20 protein-coding genes are annotated in these 17513 nt (G+C 54.8%); 8 read left to right on the top strand and 12 right to left on the bottom strand.

All coding sequences use genetic code 11. The features are described 5' to 3' along the window. Position 1 precedes the first annotated feature (1 nt). From mnmG to hemJ, 4 genes are all read right to left on the bottom strand, one after another. On the bottom strand, positions 2 to 1870 hold the full coding sequence (mnmG, locus tag MWU60_RS16790; RefSeq protein ID WP_247228534.1) for a tRNA uridine-5-carboxymethylaminomethyl(34) synthesis enzyme MnmG: 1869 nt from the start codon (positions 1868 to 1870) through the stop codon (positions 2 to 4). A gap of 12 nt (positions 1871 to 1882) precedes the next feature. Continuing rightward, positions 1883 to 3163, bottom strand: a complete 1281-nt coding sequence (gene mnmE, locus MWU60_RS16785; protein ID WP_247228533.1) for a tRNA uridine-5-carboxymethylaminomethyl(34) synthesis GTPase MnmE — start codon at positions 3161 to 3163, stop codon at positions 1883 to 1885. 29 nt (positions 3164 to 3192) lie between these two features. Continuing rightward, positions 3193 to 4464, bottom strand: a complete 1272-nt coding sequence (rho, locus tag MWU60_RS16780) for a transcription termination factor Rho (protein ID WP_247228532.1) — start codon at positions 4462 to 4464, stop codon at positions 3193 to 3195. Between the two features lie 120 nt (positions 4465 to 4584). Continuing rightward, on the bottom strand, positions 4585 to 5034 hold the full coding sequence (gene hemJ, locus MWU60_RS16775; RefSeq protein WP_247228531.1) for a protoporphyrinogen oxidase HemJ: 450 nt from the start codon (positions 5032 to 5034) through the stop codon (positions 4585 to 4587). Between the two features lie 404 nt (positions 5035 to 5438). On the opposite strand from hemJ, the gene MWU60_RS16770 reads away from it, so the two are divergent. Genes MWU60_RS16770 through dnaQ form a run of 4 tightly spaced genes read left to right on the top strand, consistent with a single transcriptional unit; the run spans position 5439 to position 8173 of the window. Next, on the top strand, positions 5439 to 6038 hold the full coding sequence (locus MWU60_RS16770) for a Maf family nucleotide pyrophosphatase (protein ID WP_247228530.1): 600 nt from the start codon (positions 5439 to 5441) through the stop codon (positions 6036 to 6038). Next, positions 6035 to 6862 carry a shikimate dehydrogenase gene (locus MWU60_RS16765; protein ID WP_247228529.1) on the top strand — a complete coding sequence of 276 codons (828 nt, stop codon included), beginning with the start codon at positions 6035 to 6037 and terminating at the stop codon, positions 6860 to 6862. Before MWU60_RS16770 ends, MWU60_RS16765 begins: the two co-directional genes overlap by 4 nt. Further along, positions 6859 to 7449, top strand: coding sequence for a dephospho-CoA kinase (gene coaE, locus MWU60_RS16760; RefSeq protein WP_247228528.1), 591 nt, complete (start codon positions 6859 to 6861; stop codon positions 7447 to 7449). Before MWU60_RS16765 ends, coaE begins: the two co-directional genes overlap by 4 nt. Then, positions 7442 to 8173, top strand: coding sequence for a DNA polymerase III subunit epsilon (gene dnaQ / locus MWU60_RS16755; RefSeq protein WP_247228527.1), 732 nt, complete (start codon positions 7442 to 7444; stop codon positions 8171 to 8173). The genes coaE and dnaQ overlap by 8 nt, the downstream gene beginning before the upstream one ends. Before the next feature lie 2 nt (positions 8174 to 8175). Here dnaQ and secB read toward each other — a convergent pair whose 3' ends face one another. Together secB and MWU60_RS16745 are read right to left on the bottom strand one after the other, a co-directional pair. Further along, positions 8176 to 8679 carry a protein-export chaperone SecB gene (gene secB / locus MWU60_RS16750; protein WP_247228526.1) on the bottom strand — a complete coding sequence of 168 codons (504 nt, stop codon included), beginning with the start codon at positions 8677 to 8679 and terminating at the stop codon, positions 8176 to 8178. A gap of 58 nt (positions 8680 to 8737) precedes the next feature. Next, positions 8738 to 9220: an FxsA family protein gene (locus tag MWU60_RS16745; RefSeq protein ID WP_247228525.1), complete on the bottom strand. Its 483-nt coding sequence runs from the start codon at positions 9218 to 9220 to the stop codon at positions 8738 to 8740. 111 nt (positions 9221 to 9331) lie between these two features. Between MWU60_RS16745 and MWU60_RS16740 the strand changes: the two genes are divergently transcribed. Genes MWU60_RS16740 through MWU60_RS16730 form a run of 3 tightly spaced genes read left to right on the top strand, consistent with a single transcriptional unit; the run spans position 9332 to position 11612 of the window. Beyond that, positions 9332 to 9994: a Tim44/TimA family putative adaptor protein gene (locus MWU60_RS16740; protein ID WP_247228524.1), complete on the top strand. Its 663-nt coding sequence runs from the start codon at positions 9332 to 9334 to the stop codon at positions 9992 to 9994. 53 nt (positions 9995 to 10047) lie between these two features. Further along, on the top strand, positions 10048 to 11022 hold the full coding sequence (locus tag MWU60_RS16735; protein ID WP_247228602.1) for an MltA domain-containing protein: 975 nt from the start codon (positions 10048 to 10050) through the stop codon (positions 11020 to 11022). Next, positions 11022 to 11612: a Smr/MutS family protein gene (locus tag MWU60_RS16730; RefSeq protein ID WP_247228523.1), complete on the top strand. Its 591-nt coding sequence runs from the start codon at positions 11022 to 11024 to the stop codon at positions 11610 to 11612. Before MWU60_RS16735 ends, MWU60_RS16730 begins: the two co-directional genes overlap by 1 nt. Here MWU60_RS16730 and MWU60_RS16725 read toward each other — a convergent pair. Genes MWU60_RS16725 through hslV form a run of 5 tightly spaced genes read right to left on the bottom strand, consistent with a single transcriptional unit; the run spans position 11595 to position 16081 of the window. Then, a complete protein-coding gene (locus MWU60_RS16725; RefSeq protein ID WP_247228522.1) occupies positions 11595 to 12830 on the bottom strand; it encodes an MFS transporter in 1236 nt (411 codons plus the stop codon). The two genes, MWU60_RS16730 and MWU60_RS16725, sit on opposite strands and share 18 nt — an antisense overlap. Positions 12831 to 12873: 43 nt before the next feature. Continuing rightward, positions 12874 to 13149: a hypothetical protein gene (locus MWU60_RS16720; protein ID WP_247228521.1), complete on the bottom strand. Its 276-nt coding sequence runs from the start codon at positions 13147 to 13149 to the stop codon at positions 12874 to 12876. 3 nt (positions 13150 to 13152) lie between these two features. Then, positions 13153 to 14460: an ATP-dependent protease ATPase subunit HslU gene (gene hslU / locus MWU60_RS16715; protein WP_247228520.1), complete on the bottom strand. Its 1308-nt coding sequence runs from the start codon at positions 14458 to 14460 to the stop codon at positions 13153 to 13155. Between the two features lie 8 nt (positions 14461 to 14468). Then, positions 14469 to 15527: a hypothetical protein gene (locus MWU60_RS16710; protein ID WP_247228519.1), complete on the bottom strand. Its 1059-nt coding sequence runs from the start codon at positions 15525 to 15527 to the stop codon at positions 14469 to 14471. Further along, positions 15524 to 16081, bottom strand: coding sequence for an ATP-dependent protease subunit HslV (gene hslV, locus MWU60_RS16705; protein WP_247228518.1), 558 nt, complete (start codon positions 16079 to 16081; stop codon positions 15524 to 15526). The genes MWU60_RS16710 and hslV overlap by 4 nt, the downstream gene beginning before the upstream one ends. 99 nt (positions 16082 to 16180) lie before the next feature. Here hslV and MWU60_RS16700 point away from each other — a divergent pair, with 99 nt between their 5' ends. After that, on the top strand, positions 16181 to 17098 hold the full coding sequence (locus MWU60_RS16700; protein WP_247228517.1) for a hypothetical protein: 918 nt from the start codon (positions 16181 to 16183) through the stop codon (positions 17096 to 17098). Positions 17099 to 17148: 50 nt separating this feature from the next. Here the strand turns inward: MWU60_RS16700 and trxA are convergent, their stop codons facing one another. Then, a complete protein-coding gene (gene trxA, locus MWU60_RS16695) occupies positions 17149 to 17469 on the bottom strand; it encodes a thioredoxin (protein WP_247228516.1) in 321 nt (106 codons plus the stop codon). Positions 17470 to 17513 lie beyond the last annotated feature (44 nt).

Genomic DNA, 17513 nt, shown 5'->3' with positions numbered 1-17513 from the left:
TCTAGGTCCCGGTCGCAATTTGCCGTTTTTTCAACGTCGCAACAATAAGCATCAACGCGGCAGGCGTCATACCTTCAATCCGCCCAGCATGAGCAATTGTGGACGGACGTGTTGTATTGAGCTTTGACACAAGCTCATTCGATAGCCCTGAAATTGCGGAATAGTCAATTTCATCAGGGATGATGTGCTTTTCATCCCGCTCCATCGCAGCGATGTCTCGCTCTTGTCTGGCAATGTAGTGCGCGTAGAGCGCGTCTTTCTTCACCTGATCTTGTACTGCAGATGGGATATCATCAATATCTTGATCCAACTGCATCAAATGCGCGAAACTGAAATCACTCAGTTCGAGCGCTTGAAGCGCGGTGCGGCGTGGGCCATCCGCGTTTAGCTTGACCCCAACGGCAGCAATATCCCGCGACGACAGGTTAATCGTTGAAAGCCGTGACCTCGCTTTCTCAATCTGCTCAATCTTACTGGTGTAATGCTGCCACCGCCGGTCACCCACACAGCCAATCTGGCGCCCCCGTTCTGTCAGCCGTTGGTCCGCATTGTCAGCGCGCAGCGACAGCCGGAACTCAGCCCGAGAGGTAAACATACGGTAAGGTTCGGACACACCACGCGTGATCAAGTCATCAATCATGACACCAATGTAGGATTCGCGGCGGCTGAAGATAACGTCATCTTCTCCCTTTGCTTGCGCCGCAGCGTTCAAACCCGCCACCAAACCTTGTGCCGCGGCCTCTTCGTATCCTGTTGTTCCATTGATTTGACCCGCCAGAAATAACCCAGGAACATCCCTCAGTTCCAGCGTAGCACGCAGCGCGCGCGGATCGACGTAATCATACTCAATCGCATACCCAGGCTGAATAATCTTTGCTTTTTCAAGGCCATAGATGGAATTCACATAGTCAGCCTGCACATCCTCTGGCAGCGACGTCGATATACCGTTGGGGTAAACGGTATGGTCGTTCACCCCCTCGGGCTCCAAGAATATCTGGTGCGAGGTCTTTTCAGCAAACCGGACAATCTTGTCTTCGATCGAAGGGCAATACCGTGGGCCCACCCCATCAATCTGGCCACCATACATGGCTGAACGCCCAAGATTGGACCGAATGATATCATGGGTTCTTTCGTTCGTATGCGTGATCCCACAGTCGATTTGCGGTGCATAAACGCCCTTGGACAGGAAGGAAAACATCACAGGGTCGTCGTCACTGGGCTGAGCTTCCAACTGATCCCAGGCGATCGTACGCCCATCCAACCGTGGCGGTGTGCCCGTTTTCAGGCGGCCAAGTGGCAATGAAAAGCTATCCAACCGTTCTGCCATGCGAACCGACGGATCCTCGCCCATACGACCGCCAGGCCTTGATACATCACCAATATGGATGACGCCCCGTAGAAATGTCCCGGTCGTCAGGATCACGCTGTTCGCGGCAATCTCACTTCCATCACGGGTCTTCAGCCCAGTCACCCGGTCGCCGTCCATCAGTAGATCAATGGCTTCGTCCTCAAGAATGTCCAGATTTTCAAGCGCGTTGAGCTCTGCTTGCATCGCTGTGCGGTAAATCTCACGATCTGATTGCGCGCGGGGGCCCTGAACAGCTGGACCTTTCTTACGGTTTAACAGGCGAAATTGGATACCGGCCTTATCGGCAACGCGCGCCATGACGCCGTCAAGCGCGTCAATCTCTCGCACAAGGTGCCCTTTACCCAAGCCACCAATTGCCGGGTTGCAGGACATCACACCAATAGAAGCCTTGGTCAGTGTCAAAAGCGCGGTCCTGACGCCCATGCGCGCAGCAGCATGCGCGGCCTCTGCACCAGCATGCCCGCCACCAATAACAATAACGTCGTAGTCGCGATGTTTCACGTGAAACACTCCCTACTTGCCGATACAAAAACTGCTAAAGATCTCATCCAGCACATGTTCTACATCAACACGGCCAACGATGCTATCCACTGCGCGGATTGCAGATCGCAAGTCTTCTGCAACTAAGTCAGTCATCGCACCTGAACTTTCCAAAGCACCAGCAGCGTCATCCAGATAACTGATCGCGCGCAACATCGCCACCCGATGCCGTTCACGCATCGCGATGCCTATCTGGCCCACCTTTTGCTGCAAACGCTGGCTGACGTGATCAATCAGATGATCAATACCTTCCCCCGTCTTGCCAGAAATCGCCAGGATGTCACCACCATATATATCCGCCTTAGCTTGAACCAACACATCATCTGGTCCTAAATCATCGGATACCTCTGAACCATCAATGAACAGGTGAATACGGTAATCCGCACGCCCAGCCCGTTCTTTCGCACGCGCAACGCCCAGCCCTTCAACAATATCATCCGTATCTCGCACCCCAGCCGTATCCAGCAAAGTCACAGGCAAACCATCCAAATCCATACGCACTTCGATGACATCACGCGTTGTTCCCGCAACCTCTGAGGTAATCGCCACATCGCGACCAGCAAGGCGGTTCAACAAGGTGGATTTCCCTACATTAGGTGCACCGATAATCGCCACCTCAAAGCCGTCGCGAACCCGTTCAGCAACGCGCACCCCGTCTGCTTCTCGCGCCATCTCGGACCGAACCCCTGACAGCAACGTCTTCACCTCAGGGCTCACATCCACCGGCACTTCCTCATCCGCGAAATCTATCGTGGCTTCCAGCAATGCCGCCGCCCGGATCAGACGCGTGCGCCAACTTTCAGCCAATGCGCCCAGCGCACCCGAAAACACCCGCACAGCCTGCTTGCGTTGGCTTTCTGTCTCAGCATCTATCAGATCAGCAAGACCCTCGACCTCCGCCAAATTCAGGCGTCCGTTTTCAAGCGCCCTTCGGGTAAACTCACCAGCATCTGCATGCCTTAGCTCAGGCATGTCTCCAAGACAGCGCAGCACAGCATTCACAACAGCTGGGCTGCCATGCAGTTGCAGCTCAACCACGTCTTCGCCAGTAAAGCTTTGCCCGATTTCAAATCGCAGGATAAGCGCTTCATCCAGCAGCTCGCCAGCAGGATCATAAAGCTTCCGTAAACCCCGATACCTTGGCACATCACCACATAGCGTCCCCGCCGCTAAAACAGCGTCAGGCCCCGATATCCGCACAATGGCTACACCGGAACGGCCTTGGGCCGTGGCTAAGGCAAAAATGGTATCCATATATTAACCCATTGTTTTAGAACAATAAGTTACGTGTTCATTGAATCAAAGAAGTCTGAGTTCGTCTTGGTCTGCTTCAGCTTGCCAATCAAGAATTCGATTGCATCGGTCGTGCCCATCGGGTTCAGGATTCGGCGCAATACATAGGTCTTCGCCAAATCACCCTTGTCGACAAGCAACTCTTCTTTCCGTGTCCCGGATTTCAGAATATCCATCGCAGGGAACACGCGCTTGTCGGCAACCTTACGGTCCAGAACAATTTCGCTGTTACCTGTCCCTTTGAATTCCTCAAAGATCACCTCATCCATGCGCGATCCAGTATCAATCAGAGCCGTCGCAATAATCGTCAAAGACCCACCCTCTTCGATATTCCGAGCCGCACCAAAGAACCGCTTTGGCCGTTGCAGCGCGTTCGCATCCACACCACCGGTCAGCACCTTACCGGATGACGGCACGGTCGTGTTAAACGCACGGCCCAGACGCGTGATCGAATCAAGCAAGATCACAACATCCCGCTTATGCTCAACCAAACGTTTCGCCTTCTCGATCACCATCTCAGACACCGCAACGTGACGCGTTGCAGGTTCGTCAAAGGTCGACGAAACAACCTCACCTTTCACAGACCGCTGCATGTCCGTCACTTCTTCAGGACGTTCATCAATCAGCAACACAATCAGATAACATTCAGGATGGTTCTGCTCGATCGAATTCGCGATGTTCTGCAAAAGAACGGTTTTACCCGTCCGCGGCGGGGCCACAATCAAGGATCGCTGGCCCTTACCAATCGGTGCGACCAAATCAATAATCCGCGCCGACCGATCTTTGAGCGTCGGATCCTCGATCTCCAACTTAAACCGCTCTTCGGGATAAAGCGGTGTCAGGTTGTCAAAGGCAACCTTGTGCTTGGCTTTCTCTGGGTCTTCAAAGTTGATTTTTTCCACTGACATCAACGCAAAATATCGCTCTGTGTCATTGGGCTCTTTCATCACACCCTCAACCGTATCCCCGGTCCGCAATGAATGCAGTCGGATCATATCCGGCGATACATAAATGTCGTCCGGACCCGGGAGATAATTCGCTTCGGGCGAACGCAAAAAACCAAACCCGTCCTGCAAGACCTCAAGCACACCATCGCCGCCGATGATCCACTCTTCATCTGCCCGCTCTTTAAGGATAGCGAACATCATATCGCCCTTACGCATGGTCGAAGCGTTCTCAATCTCAAGCTCTTCAGCCAAAGACAAAAGATCCTTCGGGCTTTGCGCTTTCAGATCGGCAAGGTTCAGACGGTGCTGTGACATAGATAAATCCTTGTGCCAGCATTGGGGCCAGCATTTCTTCTATTCGGAATGGAAAATCACTTTCCCGGACGGGAAGCGAGGTCAGACATAGGCAAGACTGTCGCCAGAGTCAATCGACCCTCAGAATGGCCGCACCACAACCGCGATAACAATGAGTAACATCAGAACCGTCGGTACTTCATTGAACAACCGATAGGTCCGCCCAGTCCGCGTATTCTGACCTGCCGCAAATTCTTTGCGTCGCGCACTCATCCAACCATGCGCCCCAGTCATCGCAATCACTGACACGATCTTGATCCAGGACCACGCAGCACTCCAATCAAAGGCACCCAATCCAATCATGATCAGGCCAGCCACCCAAGCCACGATCATCGCCGGGTTCATGATCACCCTCAACAATCTTTCTTCCATGACCTGAAAAGTCTGATCCAACTCAGACCCAACTTTGGCCCGCTCGGCATGGTAGACAAACAGCCGTGGCAAATAGAACAGGCCAGCCATCCATGCAATCACTGCCATGATATGTATCGCTTTGATCCATGGATAAAAACTATCTAGAAAACCGATCATGCTGTCCTGCTCTCTTGGCTTCTTACTTCCTTAATAAATATAGAAGGAAAGAAAAGATGTTGTTGTTGTTTGTCATGCGATTTTCTGTGGGTTGTTTATTGATCCTCAGACTTATCCCCCGGCGCTCTTTTTGGCTATGCACATCTGGTAGTCGTCGAAATAGAATTTATCATTATAAAGCAAAGTTTTAAACGTATCCATTTAGTATGACTTTCTGCCTGTCGGTCTCTTGACTCGTCACATCACTCGATTCCTCCACAGTGGCAACTTATCCATACCCACCGTGGAAAATTCCAGCTGACGACCCCTGAGAGATCAAAGTTCTCCTCCATCTTCCCGACCGTGCTAGATATGCCCAAAAATGCCCGCCCTGCGACACAGGGTTTGTCCAAAAGGTTATCCACATGCGCGAACAGATCATCCTCGCTTCCGGGTCCCAGATACGGGCCCAACTCTTGCAAAATGCAGGCGTGCACTTCAATGTCTCGGTGGCCCGCGTTGATGAAGATGCCGTGCGTGCCTCGCTTCAGGCCGAACAAGCGTCGCCGCGTGATATTGCCGACACGCTTGCAGAATTGAAAGCCCAGCGTGCGGCCGCCCGACATCCAGAAGCATTGGTTATCGGTTGCGATCAAGTTCTGGCGCTTGGTTCGGACATTTTCACTAAACCGAATTCACCAGAACATGCCTTGTCGCAACTCAAGGCTCTACGCGGTCAAAAGCACCAACTACTGTCCGCAACAGTGATCTACGGCGAAGGCAAACCGCTCTGGCGTCATGTGGGGATTGTGCATCTTGCAATGCGCGACGCATCGGACAGCTATCTGATGGATTATGTCGATCGCAACTGGGATAGCATTCAGCATTCTGTCGGCGCCTATAAGCTCGAGGAAGAAGGAGTGCGACTTTTTACACGCATTGAGGGAGATTATTTCAACGTTCTGGGCTTGCCGCTCTTGGAACTCTTGTCATACCTCACGCTTCGCGGAACATTGCCTGCATGACAAGTCTGCCCCGCGCCGGTGTGATCGGAAACCCGATCAGCCATTCCCTATCGCCGAAACTTCACAGCTATTGGCTGAACCGCTACGGCATAGAGGGCGAATACACGGCTCTCAAAGTGACAGAAGACGCGCTTGAAAAAACGCTCCGGGATTTACCCAAGAAGGGGTTCATCGGGTTGAATGTGACCCTGCCGCATAAAATCAGTGTTATGCAGTTTGCTGATCAGATTACTGATCGCGCAACACTGATTGGGGCCGCGAATACTTTGATATTCAAGGATGATGGCCGTATTTTTGCTGATAACACAGACGGTTACGGTTTCATGGCTAATCTGCGCCAAGGGGCGCCAGATTGGGATCCGAAGGCCGGCCCTGCGGCCATTTTTGGTGCAGGCGGTGCGGCACGCGCGATTATCGTGGCCCTCGCTGACGCCGGTGTTCCTGAAATCATCATATCAAACCGAACCCGCCCCAAAGCCGAAGCGCTCCGCGCTGATTTTGGCGCGCGGGTCCGCGTGGTAGACTGGGTGCAGGCAGATCAGATGCTGGAAGATGCAAACACGGTCATCAATACGACATCCCTTGGCATGGTAGGTGCGCAGGAATTCAAAGTGCCGCTTGATGCATTGCGGCCAGAGGCGGTTGTAACTGATATCGTTTACAACCCACTTCGCACCCCATTTTTGGACGCTGCTGCCGGCAAAGGTTGCATAACCGTCGATGGTCTTGGCATGCTTTTGCATCAGGGTGTTCCAGGGTTCGAGCGTTGGTTCGGTCAACGACCCGATGTCGATGACGCCACACGGGCAGCCGTGCTCGCATGACGCATTTGTTGGGATTGACCGGGTCCATCGGGATGGGAAAATCTACAACTGCCCAAATGTTTCGCGATGAGGGTATCCCGGTTTGGGACGCGGATGCAGCTGTTCACGCGCTCTATGCGAAAGGCGGCGCTGCTGTCCCCAAAATCCAGGCGGTTTTACCCGACGCGGTTATTGATGGGCAAGTCAGCCGTGATATTCTCAAGAAAATGATCTCTGAAGACCTCAGCGTCATGAGTAAACTGGAAGAGATCGTGCATCCCCTTGTCGCACAGCACCGTGCAGCTTTCATCGCCACGCATAACGATCCTCTTGTCGTTTTCGATATCCCCCTTTTGTTTGAAACCAGCGCGCAAGACTGGCTTTCATCTGTTTTGGTCGTGACCGTTCCTGCTGAAGTACAAAAGGCGCGGGTCATGGCACGACCCGGCATGACTACCGATCAATTTGAACGCATTCTTGCCCGTCAAATGCCAGACGCTGAAAAACGCGCTGCGGCGGATCATATCATCGAAACGCTGACCCTAGACGATACCCGAGCCGCTGTGCGAAAACTGATCGCAGAACTTAAAGGGCAAACAGATGCGTGAAATCGTACTTGATACGGAAACCACAGGTTTTGAGCCAAGCGAAGGCGACCGCATTGTCGAAATCGGTGCGGTTGAACTGATGGGGCATGTGCCGACTGGACGCACATATCACCAGTACATTAACCCACAAAGGTCCATGCCTGCTGAGGCCTTTGGCGTGCACGGCATAGGCCCCGATTTGCTTGAGCCCCCGCAACAACCAAAACCGGGTCAGGAAACGCTGCGCGACAAACCCTTGTTCAAAGATATCGCACAGGACTTCGTGGATTTCATTGGTGATGCCAAGCTGGTGATCCACAACGCGGCCTTTGATATGAAGTTTTTGAACGCTGAGCTTGGCTGGCTGAACCGCCCATTGCTGCCGATGGATCAGGCTCTTGATACCTTGGCGATCGCGCGCCGCAAATTCCCGGGTTCGCCTGCGTCCCTTGATGCGCTCTGCCGCCGCTTTGCGATCGACAACAGCTCGCGCACTTTGCACGGGGCCTTGTTGGATAGTGAAATTCTGGCGGAAGTGTATCTGGAACTGATTGGCGGGCGTCAGCCGGATTTTGCTTTGGCTGCGGATACGCGAAACCAGTCTGCAGGCGGTCAATCCGATGAGTGGCGACCAACGGCGCGGCCTCAGCCGCTTGCACCCAAGCTTACAAAAGAAGAAGCCGCCGCCCATGCTGCCTTTGTGGAACAGTTGGGCGACGGCGGACTTTGGAAAAACGGGGCTTAGGCCTAGTTCGCTTTTTCCTTGGCTTTCTCGGCTTCTGTACGTCGCGCCAGTTCAGAGCGATAAAGTGCAAGGAAATCAATAGTTTCAAGGTTCAGCGGCGGGAAGCCACCGTCGCGTGTTACGTCACTGACGATACGGCGCAGGAACGGGAATGTAATGCGCGGGCATTCGATCAACAGGTAAGGGTGCATCTGATCTTCCGGCACACCTTCAACGTGGAACACGCCGGCATATTCGATCTCAAGCACGAAAAGCGGGTCACCCTTTTCTTTGGTTTTGCTTGTAATGTTCAGCTTGGTGATGACTTCGTATTGGTTTTCCGTCTGACGCTTGCGTGCATCAAGGTTTACCTGCACCTGAATTTCTGGTTGCGCATCACCTGTCACACCCTTCTGCGCGAGGATGTTTTCAAAAGACATATCGCGGATGTATTGCGCCAAGACGCGGCTGGTAATCTGGGGGGCGGCCGCTGGGGCTGCGGCACCGTTTTCAGGTGTATCGGTCATTGGAATGGGCTCCAGTTAAATAAGGTTCGCGCGTTCCTAGCAGTCTAGATGCGCAGGCTCAATCCCGGGTCCACTCGGATGGCCCCTCGGGGCGGTTTTTCCGTGGTGTCACATCTTCAAAATCGCCATCAATCACCCGGTCGCCTGTTTGCTGTGGGCGTTGGGCGGGCCCTTCGCCCATCTCGAAGCGTTGCACCTTGACCTTTGATTTGGCCCAGACAAAAGCCGCGCGCCGAATACCCGGCACCAAAAGCGACAGACCGACAATATCTGTGAAAAACCCCGGCGTGAGCAAAAGCGCGCCCGCGAACAGGATCATTGCACCATGCGCCAAGGGTTCGGTCGGGTCCTGAAGCTCTGAGAAAGACCGCTGTAGGTTACTGATCTCGCGCAAACCCTGATTACGTACCAGATAGGACCCGGTGATCGCCGTCAGTAGAACGATCAGCAAGGTCCACCAGATCCCAATGAATCCACCAACCTGGATAAACAAGGCAATTTCGATCATTGGAACCGCGATAAACGCGAAGAGCAGCCACATAAGCTGTGCCTTTCATAACAGTTTCGGGGGCAAGGTGGACTTGGCCCTACCCCTGACCTACATAAGGTGCGAAAGGGCATGTTTCCATGCCCTCCCCGATACGAGGTCACAATGAATTCTTCGCTTATTCAGCTTTTGGTGCTCGCTGGCATCGCTGTGTTCTTGATTTTGCGTTTGCGCGGCGTCCTTGGCACGCGCGAAGGCTTTGAAAAACCGCAGGTGGCTCGTCCAGAACCATCCAGCCGTGTTGGAAAGCCTGATTTTGATGTGATCGAGGGCGGTCCCGATCTGGATATCACGGATCATGTCGCCGAAGATTCTGACTCAGCCAAAGCATTGGCTGCGATGAAGCGGCTTGATCCGTCTTTCAATGTCAGTGAATTCTTGGGCGGCGCGCGCGGCGCCTATGAGATGATTTTGATGGCATTCGAGAACGGTGAACTCGATAGCATTGTGCCATTCATTTCCGAAGATGTGTATGAGGCTTTTGCGGGCGTGGTTGACGAACGCCAGCGTCAGGGTCTGACGATCGAAGCTAAATTCATCGGGATCAGTGATATGACACTGACAGAGGCCGTTCTTGATGAAGCTTCAAAAGAAGGCGAAATATCGGTCCGCTTTAAGAGCGAAATGACATCAATCGTTCGCGACAATGCTGGCGATGTCATCGAGGGTAGCGACACAGAGATCAAGCGCCAGAAGGACACATGGACGTTTGCCCGCAAGATGGACGCAGGCGATCCAAACTGGCGGCTTGTTGCCACTGGCGAATGATCACAGACTGGGTTTGGCGGCTTGGCATTTCACTGACACTCGCAGGTGGCGCGATGGCCGAACCCACATATACCCAACTGACGTTCGATGAATTGCGCGGGTGGCAGGATGATGATCATCGAGCCGCCTTCGACGTTTTCACCAATACCTGCCGCGATCTGGACGACCGGCAATGGGCGGTTCTGTGTGAGTTTGCAAAAACCAACCCCGAACCGCGCGGTTTCTTCGAAAAGTTCTTTCGCCCTGTCTTGATCGAAGACGGCGAGCCGATGTTATTCACCGGCTATTTCGAACCGCAACTGCCCGGTTCGCGTGAACGCGGGGATGCGTATCAATATCCTATCTATGGCGTCCCTGATGATCTTGTGCGTGGCGAGCCGTATTTTACCCGTCGCGAAATTGATGAAGATCGGCCTTTAGTGGGGCGCGGGCTTGAACTGGCCTGGCTGACTGATCCCGTTGATCTGTTCTTTTTGCAGGTTCAGGGTTCCGGTCGGATCAGCCTGCCTGATGGCAGCATGATGCGTGTCGGATATGGCGGCAAGAATGGCCGCAATTATTCGTCCGTTGGGATGGCACTGGTGGATCGCGGGGTTTTTGAACCTCATCAGGTCTCTGCCGCCGTGATCCGCAATTGGGTACGCAAAAACCGCAAGCAAGGCCGTGAACTTTTGTGGGAAAACGAAAGCTATGTTTTCTTTCGCGAAGTCAGCGAAGTTCCCGCAGACCGCGGCCCGCTTGGTGCGATGAACCGTTCGATCACGCAAGGGCGCACGGTTGCGGTTGATCCTGAATATGTCACGCTTGGTGCGCCGGTCTGGATTGAAAAAGACGGTGCCACCCCAATGAACCGCTTAATGGTCGCGCAAGATACCGGATCTGCGATCAAAGGCGCGCAGCGTGCAGATATCTTCTTTGGCACCGGGGCCGAGGCAGGTCTGGAGGCCGGAAAAATCAAGGATGGCGGGCGTATGGTTGTTTTGATGCCGGCGACGATGGCCCATCGCGTTGTGATCGCAAACCGCTGATGCGTAAGCCGCGTCACCTGTCCGCCGACGAACGTGCCTTGTGGGATCGGGTTGCTGAACGGGCAACGCCTTTGCATCCCACGCGCGAAGCATCCGCACCTAATGTGACACCAGCCCCCAAACCGAAAAAGCCGATGATGCCTCGGGAATCAGTTCCTGACTTTCGTGTTGGTCAAAAGGCAAATACCGGGCGCGGCCACGATGTCATGCGTCCGCTTGTGGATCGGCTGGCGGCAGCCCCGGTGAACATGGACAGCAAGTCCTTTGGCAAAATGAAGCGTGGGAAGCTCAAACCTGAGGCCCGGATTGATTTGCATGGGATGACTGTGGCGCAAGCGCACCCTGAACTGGTGTCCTTTATCCTTGGGTCGCAATCCATGGGTCGCCGTCTTGTGCTGGTGATCACTGGCAAAGGCAAAGATCGTGATAATGGCGGACCGATCCCGACGCGATATGGGGTTCTGCGTCATCAAGTGCCACAGTGGTTGGCCTTGCCGCCGTTATCCCACGTCATTTTGCAGGTCACACCAGCACATTTGAAGCACGGCGGACATGGCGCGTATTACATTTACCTACGCCGAAGCCGATAGCACGTTTCGTGCATTCCGTGTGGGGATAATCAGGATCAAGGCTGCGAAAGCGAACACCGCTGCATAGCCCAACTGTTGCACTTCGAAACCCACGCCAATGTCGATCAACCACCCGCTTAGCCCCGGTCCAATGGCAGAGCCCAGCACCATCAACGCCGCCGCCGCTGATTTGATCGCACCAATATGCTTGGTTCCGTAAAATTCTGCCCAGCAGGCATTCAGCAGCGTGGCTTGCCCGCCGCCCGCCGTGCCCATCAGAACGACAGCCAATGCGGTCCACCATAACGACGGTGCGTACCAATGCAGGATAAATGCCGCGATCAAAGGGATCAGGTAGACCGGTAGCAGTCGCGCAGCCCCGAACCGGTCAATCGCCCAACCGTACGCGATGACGGACAGCGACAAGGCTAAGGTGCCAAGCGGGAACACCGACACCAGCGCCAAATGCGACCAGCCTTTGATTTCGGCAAAATGCACCTGATGAAACCAGAACGCCGTGCCAAACCCAGAAAAAGACATCACCGCAGGGATCATCGCCCAGAACAGCGGGTGTCGCAGCGCATCGCCCCGTGTCCAATGCTTGCCACCCATGCCAGTTGATTGCGTGGTGTCCGCCATTGACTGCGGTGTGCGTTCCAAGCGCAAAAGACGATACAGGACAAAGCACGCCACGACGCAAAACACTGCAAAGCAAACCCATAGGGTGCGCCAATCAATCATGGATTTCAGCCAGACCATTGTGAGCGGTAGTGTCGCTTCGCCCAACATGAACCCAAACGATGCGACGGCCAATGCCCGCCCCCGCGTTGCGATGAACCACCGCGCCATGGCGACTGTCGCAACGTGGCTTGTCATACCCTGACCGGTGAAACGCAGTGCGAAGATTACGAAGGGTAGCAAAGCCGCCACTGCGTTGAACGCCATGAACAGGCAGGCCGAGGCCAGCATCAAAATCACGACGATCCCAAGGGTGCGGACCCGAAACCGGTCTGCCAATCCACCTGCGAAAACCATCAAAACCGCAGAGGCCCCGGTGCCGATCATGTAGATCAGCCCCCAATCGCCGTTGGACAGCCCGTAAGCTTCGCGGATTTCACCGCCGAAGATGGAAATGAAAAAGGTTTGCCCGAAGCTGGACAAAAACGACAGCAGCGCGCCCGTTGCAAGGAACGGGATATTCTCGCGGATGAAGCGTAGGTATCCGGGCGGTTTGCTCATCCCGCTTTGATGATCTGGGACTGTCGTAGTTGAAAGCCCTAAATCACTTGCCTTGCCAGTTGTGATATCGGTTGACCAACTCGCTCTCGCAGATTTTGAAACCGATATAGCTGGCCATCGCAATGGTCGCAGAGACGATGATCTTGAGAAGCTGGATCAGCCCGCCTTCCATTATGGCGGTCCAGCCGAACTCTCGCAGGAACCGGATGTTCGCCATGGACATCTGAAACAAGTTGAGCGTGGCGTAGGCAAAGATGACGGTGAATATGCCCGCAATCAGCAGAACGAAGAGCGCTGGATATTTCTTTAGCTTGAGCACCGCTTAAAGCACATAGCGGCTGAGATCTGTGGATCGCGACAGCTCGCCCAAGTGTTCTTCGACGAAAGTTGCATCAATCGCGATGTCGTCGCCTGCCCGGTCGGGCGCATTAAACGACAGATCTTCAAAGACCCGTTCGATCACGGTGTAAAGGCGGCGTGCGCCGATATTCTCCACGGCCTCGTTCACTTCCGCCGCGATTTTAGCCAGCGCTTTGATGCCGTCTTCGGTGAAACTCACGGTGACTTCCTCGGTTTTCATCAAGGCCGAGTATTGCAAGGTCAGCGCATTGTCCGTTTCGGTCAGGATGCGCACAAAGTCGTCTTCGGTCAGTGCGCACAATTCAACGCGGATCGGCAGGCGGCCTTGCAGTTCTGGCAGCAAGTCAGATGGTTTCGCCACATGGAACGCGCCTGATGCGATGAACAGGATATGGTCGGTTTTGATCGGCCCGTGTTTTGTGGAGACGGTTGTGCCTTCGATCAGTGGCAGCAGGTCGCGCTGGACGCCTTCGCGTGACACATCGGCACCACGCGCATCAGCACGGGCGCAGACTTTGTCGATTTCATCAAGGAAGACGATGCCGTTCTGCTCAACCGCTTCAAGGGCCGCTTTCGTGACGGTTTCGTCGTCCAGCAGTTTGTCGGCTTCATCAGCCACCAACGCTTCGTAACTGTCCGCAACCGTCATTTGCTTCTTAACTGTGCGCCCACCCATCGCCTTACCGAACAGATCGCCAAGGTTCATCATGCCGCCCATACCACCGGGTTGGCCAGGGATTTCGAAACCGCCCATGGGGTTGGAATTGTCAGCCAATTCAAGTTCGATGATCGTGTCGTCCAGCTCGCCCGACTTTAGTTTTCTGCGGAACATGTCGCGGGTGCCATCGCGGGCATCGGTGCCAGCAACGGCCGTGATAACGCGCTCTTCAGCAGCTTCGCGCGCCTTGGCTTTGACATCTTCACGCATATGTTCGCGGGTGTCCAAAATCGCAGTATCGACAAGATCGCGGATGATTTGTTCTACGTCGCGACCGACATAGCCGACCTCTGTGAACTTCGTTGCCTCAACCTTCAAAAACGGCGCGCGCGCCAGTTTTGCCAGGCGGCGCGAGATTTCGGTTTTGCCGACGCCAGTGGGTCCGATCATCAGGATGTTCTTTGGATAGACCTCATCCCGCAGATCATCGCCCAATTGCTTGCGCCGCCAACGGTTGCGCAATGCCACGGCCACGGCGCGCTTGGCGTCCTTTTGGCCGATGATGAACCGGTCGAGTTCCGAGACGATTTCGCGAGGGGTGAGGTCTGTCATATCAGTCCTTAAATCTGTGAAGGCGGAAGGCGGTGCAATGGAATAAAGCCGGGCATCAAACGCAGAACGCGTGCCCGGATACGTTCCCAAAACGCGCCAAGAAGAAGAAGGACGATGCCAAGGACAAGCACGGTGAGTGCGGCCCCGTCGCCGTCGAAAACAGTTGCGGCCAGCGCCACGATATAGCCGATTGCCGCGATCAGGAACGACCGCCGGTCAATCACGATGGCGACGATGGCGAACAGCAGCAGCACCGCGAGTAGGATTAGGTTGCTGTCTTGGTCCAACAACGATAGCGCCATTGTGTTCACCAACGCCGGCGCTGCGACAACATGCAGCCAGAACCCGTTGGCGGACCTGCGGGTCACACGGTGCGGATCGCTCATGTCGAACATCATCGCGACGGCAAACACCAGAATGCCCAGCGCAAGAGTAATCCATGCAAAAGGGCCGCCCGCAGAGAGCAGGAAGAATTCGCTGAGGTCAGCAACCCGGCCCTCGCGGCTGGCTGCATAGACGACGGCGACCGCGAACAGCCCCACCGCAATTATCGCCATCGCAAAGGGCACGCGGAAGCGCCACCAGTAGATCGCAAGCGCAAATGTCGAGAGCAGCAAAGGAAGTGGGACACTGGAATAGTCGTTTTGCGCGATCATGAAGGGTTCGGACATGTATGTGATCAGGCCGAAGGCCGCATTGCTTGCAAACATGATTGCAAGCGCGATGGCAGGGGCAATCATGCGGCGTTTGCGGATGAAATACTCTGACAAAAGCCAGATCGGAATGGCGCTGGAAAGGCATGCGATTGCCATGTCGGTTTGCAGGCCGCCCAAACGTGTTGACAGGATCAGTGCAATTACGCCCCACCAGCCGATCGACAGGATCAAAAGGCCGATCACGATGAAGATCTCGTTGAACCCTTTAAACAGTTCAAACGGCTCATCGCCGGGGTTCAGGTTTTCGCGCGCACCGCGGCGGCTGTCGGACAGGCTGATCAGGCCCGCCGCCTGCTTTTCACTGATCAAGCCACTGCCAACGGCAGCTTTGAGATCATCGCGCTCGATCATGCTTTGATCGCCTCAACCGTCAGGTTACCATTGGTGTAGACGCAGATGTCGGCTGCAATCGCCATCGCTTCGCGGGCAATTGTTTCTGCATCTTTTTTGGTATCCATCAGCGCGCGACCAGCGGCCAGCGCATAGTTTCCGCCTGATCCAATGGCGGCAATATCATGCTCTGGTTCCAGCACATCGCCTGCCCCTGTGATCACCAGCAGTTCTGACCCGTCGCTGACGATCAGCATCGCTTCCAGCTTTTGCAGGTATTTGTCGGTGCGCCAGTCCTTGGCCAACTCAACAGAGGCGCGCGCCAATTGGCCGGGCGTCGCCTCAAGTTTTTTTTCCAAACGCTCAAGCAACGTGAATGCATCCGCCGTTGATCCGGCAAAGCCGCAGATCACGTCCTGCCCACCGGGGGACAAACGCCGTACTTTGCGTGCGGTCCCTTTGATGACGGTCTGCCCAAGGCTGACTTGCCCGTCGCCGGCGATCACGACCTGCCCGCCTTTGCGCACCCCGATGATCGTTGTGCCGTGCCAGCCGGGAAATTCTTCACTTGCCATCATCTGCTCCTTGTCGCTCGTGCATATATGGCGGGGCGATGGGGGGCAAACAACCCCGGATGGGTTGTTCATGGCGCGGGGTGCGGCTAGCGTTCGGCGATGAGCGCCCGTGATACCGTTACATTTTACCTCCCGTCCCAAATGCGCAAACAGGCAGAGCGCGGGAATCACAATTTCATCAAGAAAGTGAGTGAGGTTTTGATTGGCGCTGGGCTGACTGTCGCCTTTGACGACGATAACGATCTGGCGCGATTGCGGGCGATGACGCGGCCCGGGCGCGGGATTTACCTGATGGATCCGCCAGTGAATACGCGTGGGCTGACCTTTCGCAAGACCTATATCTATCCGTTCTGGCACATCGAAAAAGAAGCCGAGCGTTGGGACTGGCCGGTCGCGCAGGACGCCTTTGACTCAAGGGCCGTTGATACGCGCAAGGCCGCGAATTTCTATCGGTTTTGGCGCAGCCGCTTGTTTGACGATGCCCCGCAATTCGCGCGCGCGGATGGATTTGTCTATGTCCCGCTACAAGGGCAGCTTTTGCGGCAACGGTCGTTTCAAACATGCAGCCCGATTGACATGGTCAGGACCGTTCTGGACCACGATGTGCATCGGCAGGTTGTTGTCACTCTGCACCCTTCGGAAACCTACACGGCAGAAGAACGTTCCGCGCTTGAGGCGTTAATGGCAGAAGACGACCGCCTGATGGTCAAGGAAGGCGGAACCCCCCGTTTTCTGCGCAATTGTGATTACATCGTCACCCAGAATTCTGCTGTGGGGTTTGAAGGGTATTTCTTCGGCAAGCCATTGATCTTGTTTGCCAAGTCAGACTTTCACCATATCGCGCTGAATGTTGCCAAACTGGGCGAAGCGACGGCGTTTAGTAAGGTGCGGCATCATGTGCCGGACTACGCGGCCTATCTGTATTGGTTCCTACAGGTCCGGTCGATCAATGCCGGTCGGCCAGAGGCGAAAAAGCGGATCACGACCGTTTTGCGCAATCATGGCTGGCCTGTCTGAACGAAAAAGGGCGCCCGGTCGGACGCCCTTATCGTCATCAGTCCGTTAGCTTAGATCGACTCTTCGATCCAACCTTGCAGTGCTGCCTTTGGGGCTGCACCAGCTTTGTTCGACACCACTTCACCGTTCTTGAAAACGAACAGCGCAGGAATACCGCGCACGCCCATTTGGGCGGGTGAATTCGGGTTCTCGTCGACGTTCACTTTGACGATCTTGACCTTGCCTTCCATCTCGGCGGACAGCTCTTCCAAAGCGGGGCCGATCTGTTTGCAGGGGCCACACCACTCTGCCCAGAAATCCACGACAACGGGGATGTCGGACTGGCGTACTTCGGCGTCAAAAGTTGCGTCTGTTACTGCTACGGTTGCCATTGGGGTGCTCCTTGGCGAAAAATCATTGGAGACCGAAACTAGGA

Source organism: Yoonia sp. F2084L (assembly GCF_023015625.1).
Lineage (GTDB): Bacteria > Pseudomonadota > Alphaproteobacteria > Rhodobacterales > Rhodobacteraceae > Yoonia.
The sequence above is the reverse complement of the archived record's forward strand: the minus strand, read 5'-3'. Positions and strand labels throughout refer to the sequence as shown.

Coding starts and splice junctions, on each gene's coding strand:
- hemJ (WP_247228531.1), bottom strand. CDS start 5,034: ATGATCGGTTTTCTAGATAGTTTTTATCCATGGATCAAAGCGATACAT.
- hslU (WP_247228520.1), bottom strand. CDS start 14,460: ATGACAGACCTCACCCCTCGCGAAATCGTCTCGGAACTCGACCGGTTC.
- MWU60_RS16700 (WP_247228517.1), top strand. CDS start 16,181: ATGAGCGCCCGTGATACCGTTACATTTTACCTCCCGTCCCAAATGCGC.
- hslV (WP_247228518.1), bottom strand. CDS start 16,081: ATGGCAAGTGAAGAATTTCCCGGCTGGCACGGCACAACGATCATCGGG.
- MWU60_RS16765 (WP_247228529.1), top strand. CDS start 6,035: ATGACAAGTCTGCCCCGCGCCGGTGTGATCGGAAACCCGATCAGCCAT.
- trxA (WP_247228516.1), bottom strand. CDS start 17,469: ATGGCAACCGTAGCAGTAACAGACGCAACTTTTGACGCCGAAGTACGC.
- MWU60_RS16745 (WP_247228525.1), bottom strand. CDS start 9,220: ATGTGGCTGCTCTTCGCGTTTATCGCGGTTCCAATGATCGAAATTGCC.
- secB (WP_247228526.1), bottom strand. CDS start 8,679: ATGACCGATACACCTGAAAACGGTGCCGCAGCCCCAGCGGCCGCCCCC.
- dnaQ (WP_247228527.1), top strand. CDS start 7,442: ATGCGTGAAATCGTACTTGATACGGAAACCACAGGTTTTGAGCCAAGC.
- MWU60_RS16735 (WP_247228602.1), top strand. CDS start 10,048: ATGGCCGAACCCACATATACCCAACTGACGTTCGATGAATTGCGCGGG.
- MWU60_RS16710 (WP_247228519.1), bottom strand. CDS start 15,527: ATGATCGAGCGCGATGATCTCAAAGCTGCCGTTGGCAGTGGCTTGATC.
- MWU60_RS16725 (WP_247228522.1), bottom strand. CDS start 12,830: ATGAGCAAACCGCCCGGATACCTACGCTTCATCCGCGAGAATATCCCG.
- coaE (WP_247228528.1), top strand. CDS start 6,859: ATGACGCATTTGTTGGGATTGACCGGGTCCATCGGGATGGGAAAATCT.
- MWU60_RS16740 (WP_247228524.1), top strand. CDS start 9,332: ATGAATTCTTCGCTTATTCAGCTTTTGGTGCTCGCTGGCATCGCTGTG.
- mnmE (WP_247228533.1), bottom strand. CDS start 3,163: ATGGATACCATTTTTGCCTTAGCCACGGCCCAAGGCCGTTCCGGTGTA.
- rho (WP_247228532.1), bottom strand. CDS start 4,464: ATGTCACAGCACCGTCTGAACCTTGCCGATCTGAAAGCGCAAAGCCCG.
- MWU60_RS16730 (WP_247228523.1), top strand. CDS start 11,022: ATGCGTAAGCCGCGTCACCTGTCCGCCGACGAACGTGCCTTGTGGGAT.
- MWU60_RS16770 (WP_247228530.1), top strand. CDS start 5,439: ATGCGCGAACAGATCATCCTCGCTTCCGGGTCCCAGATACGGGCCCAA.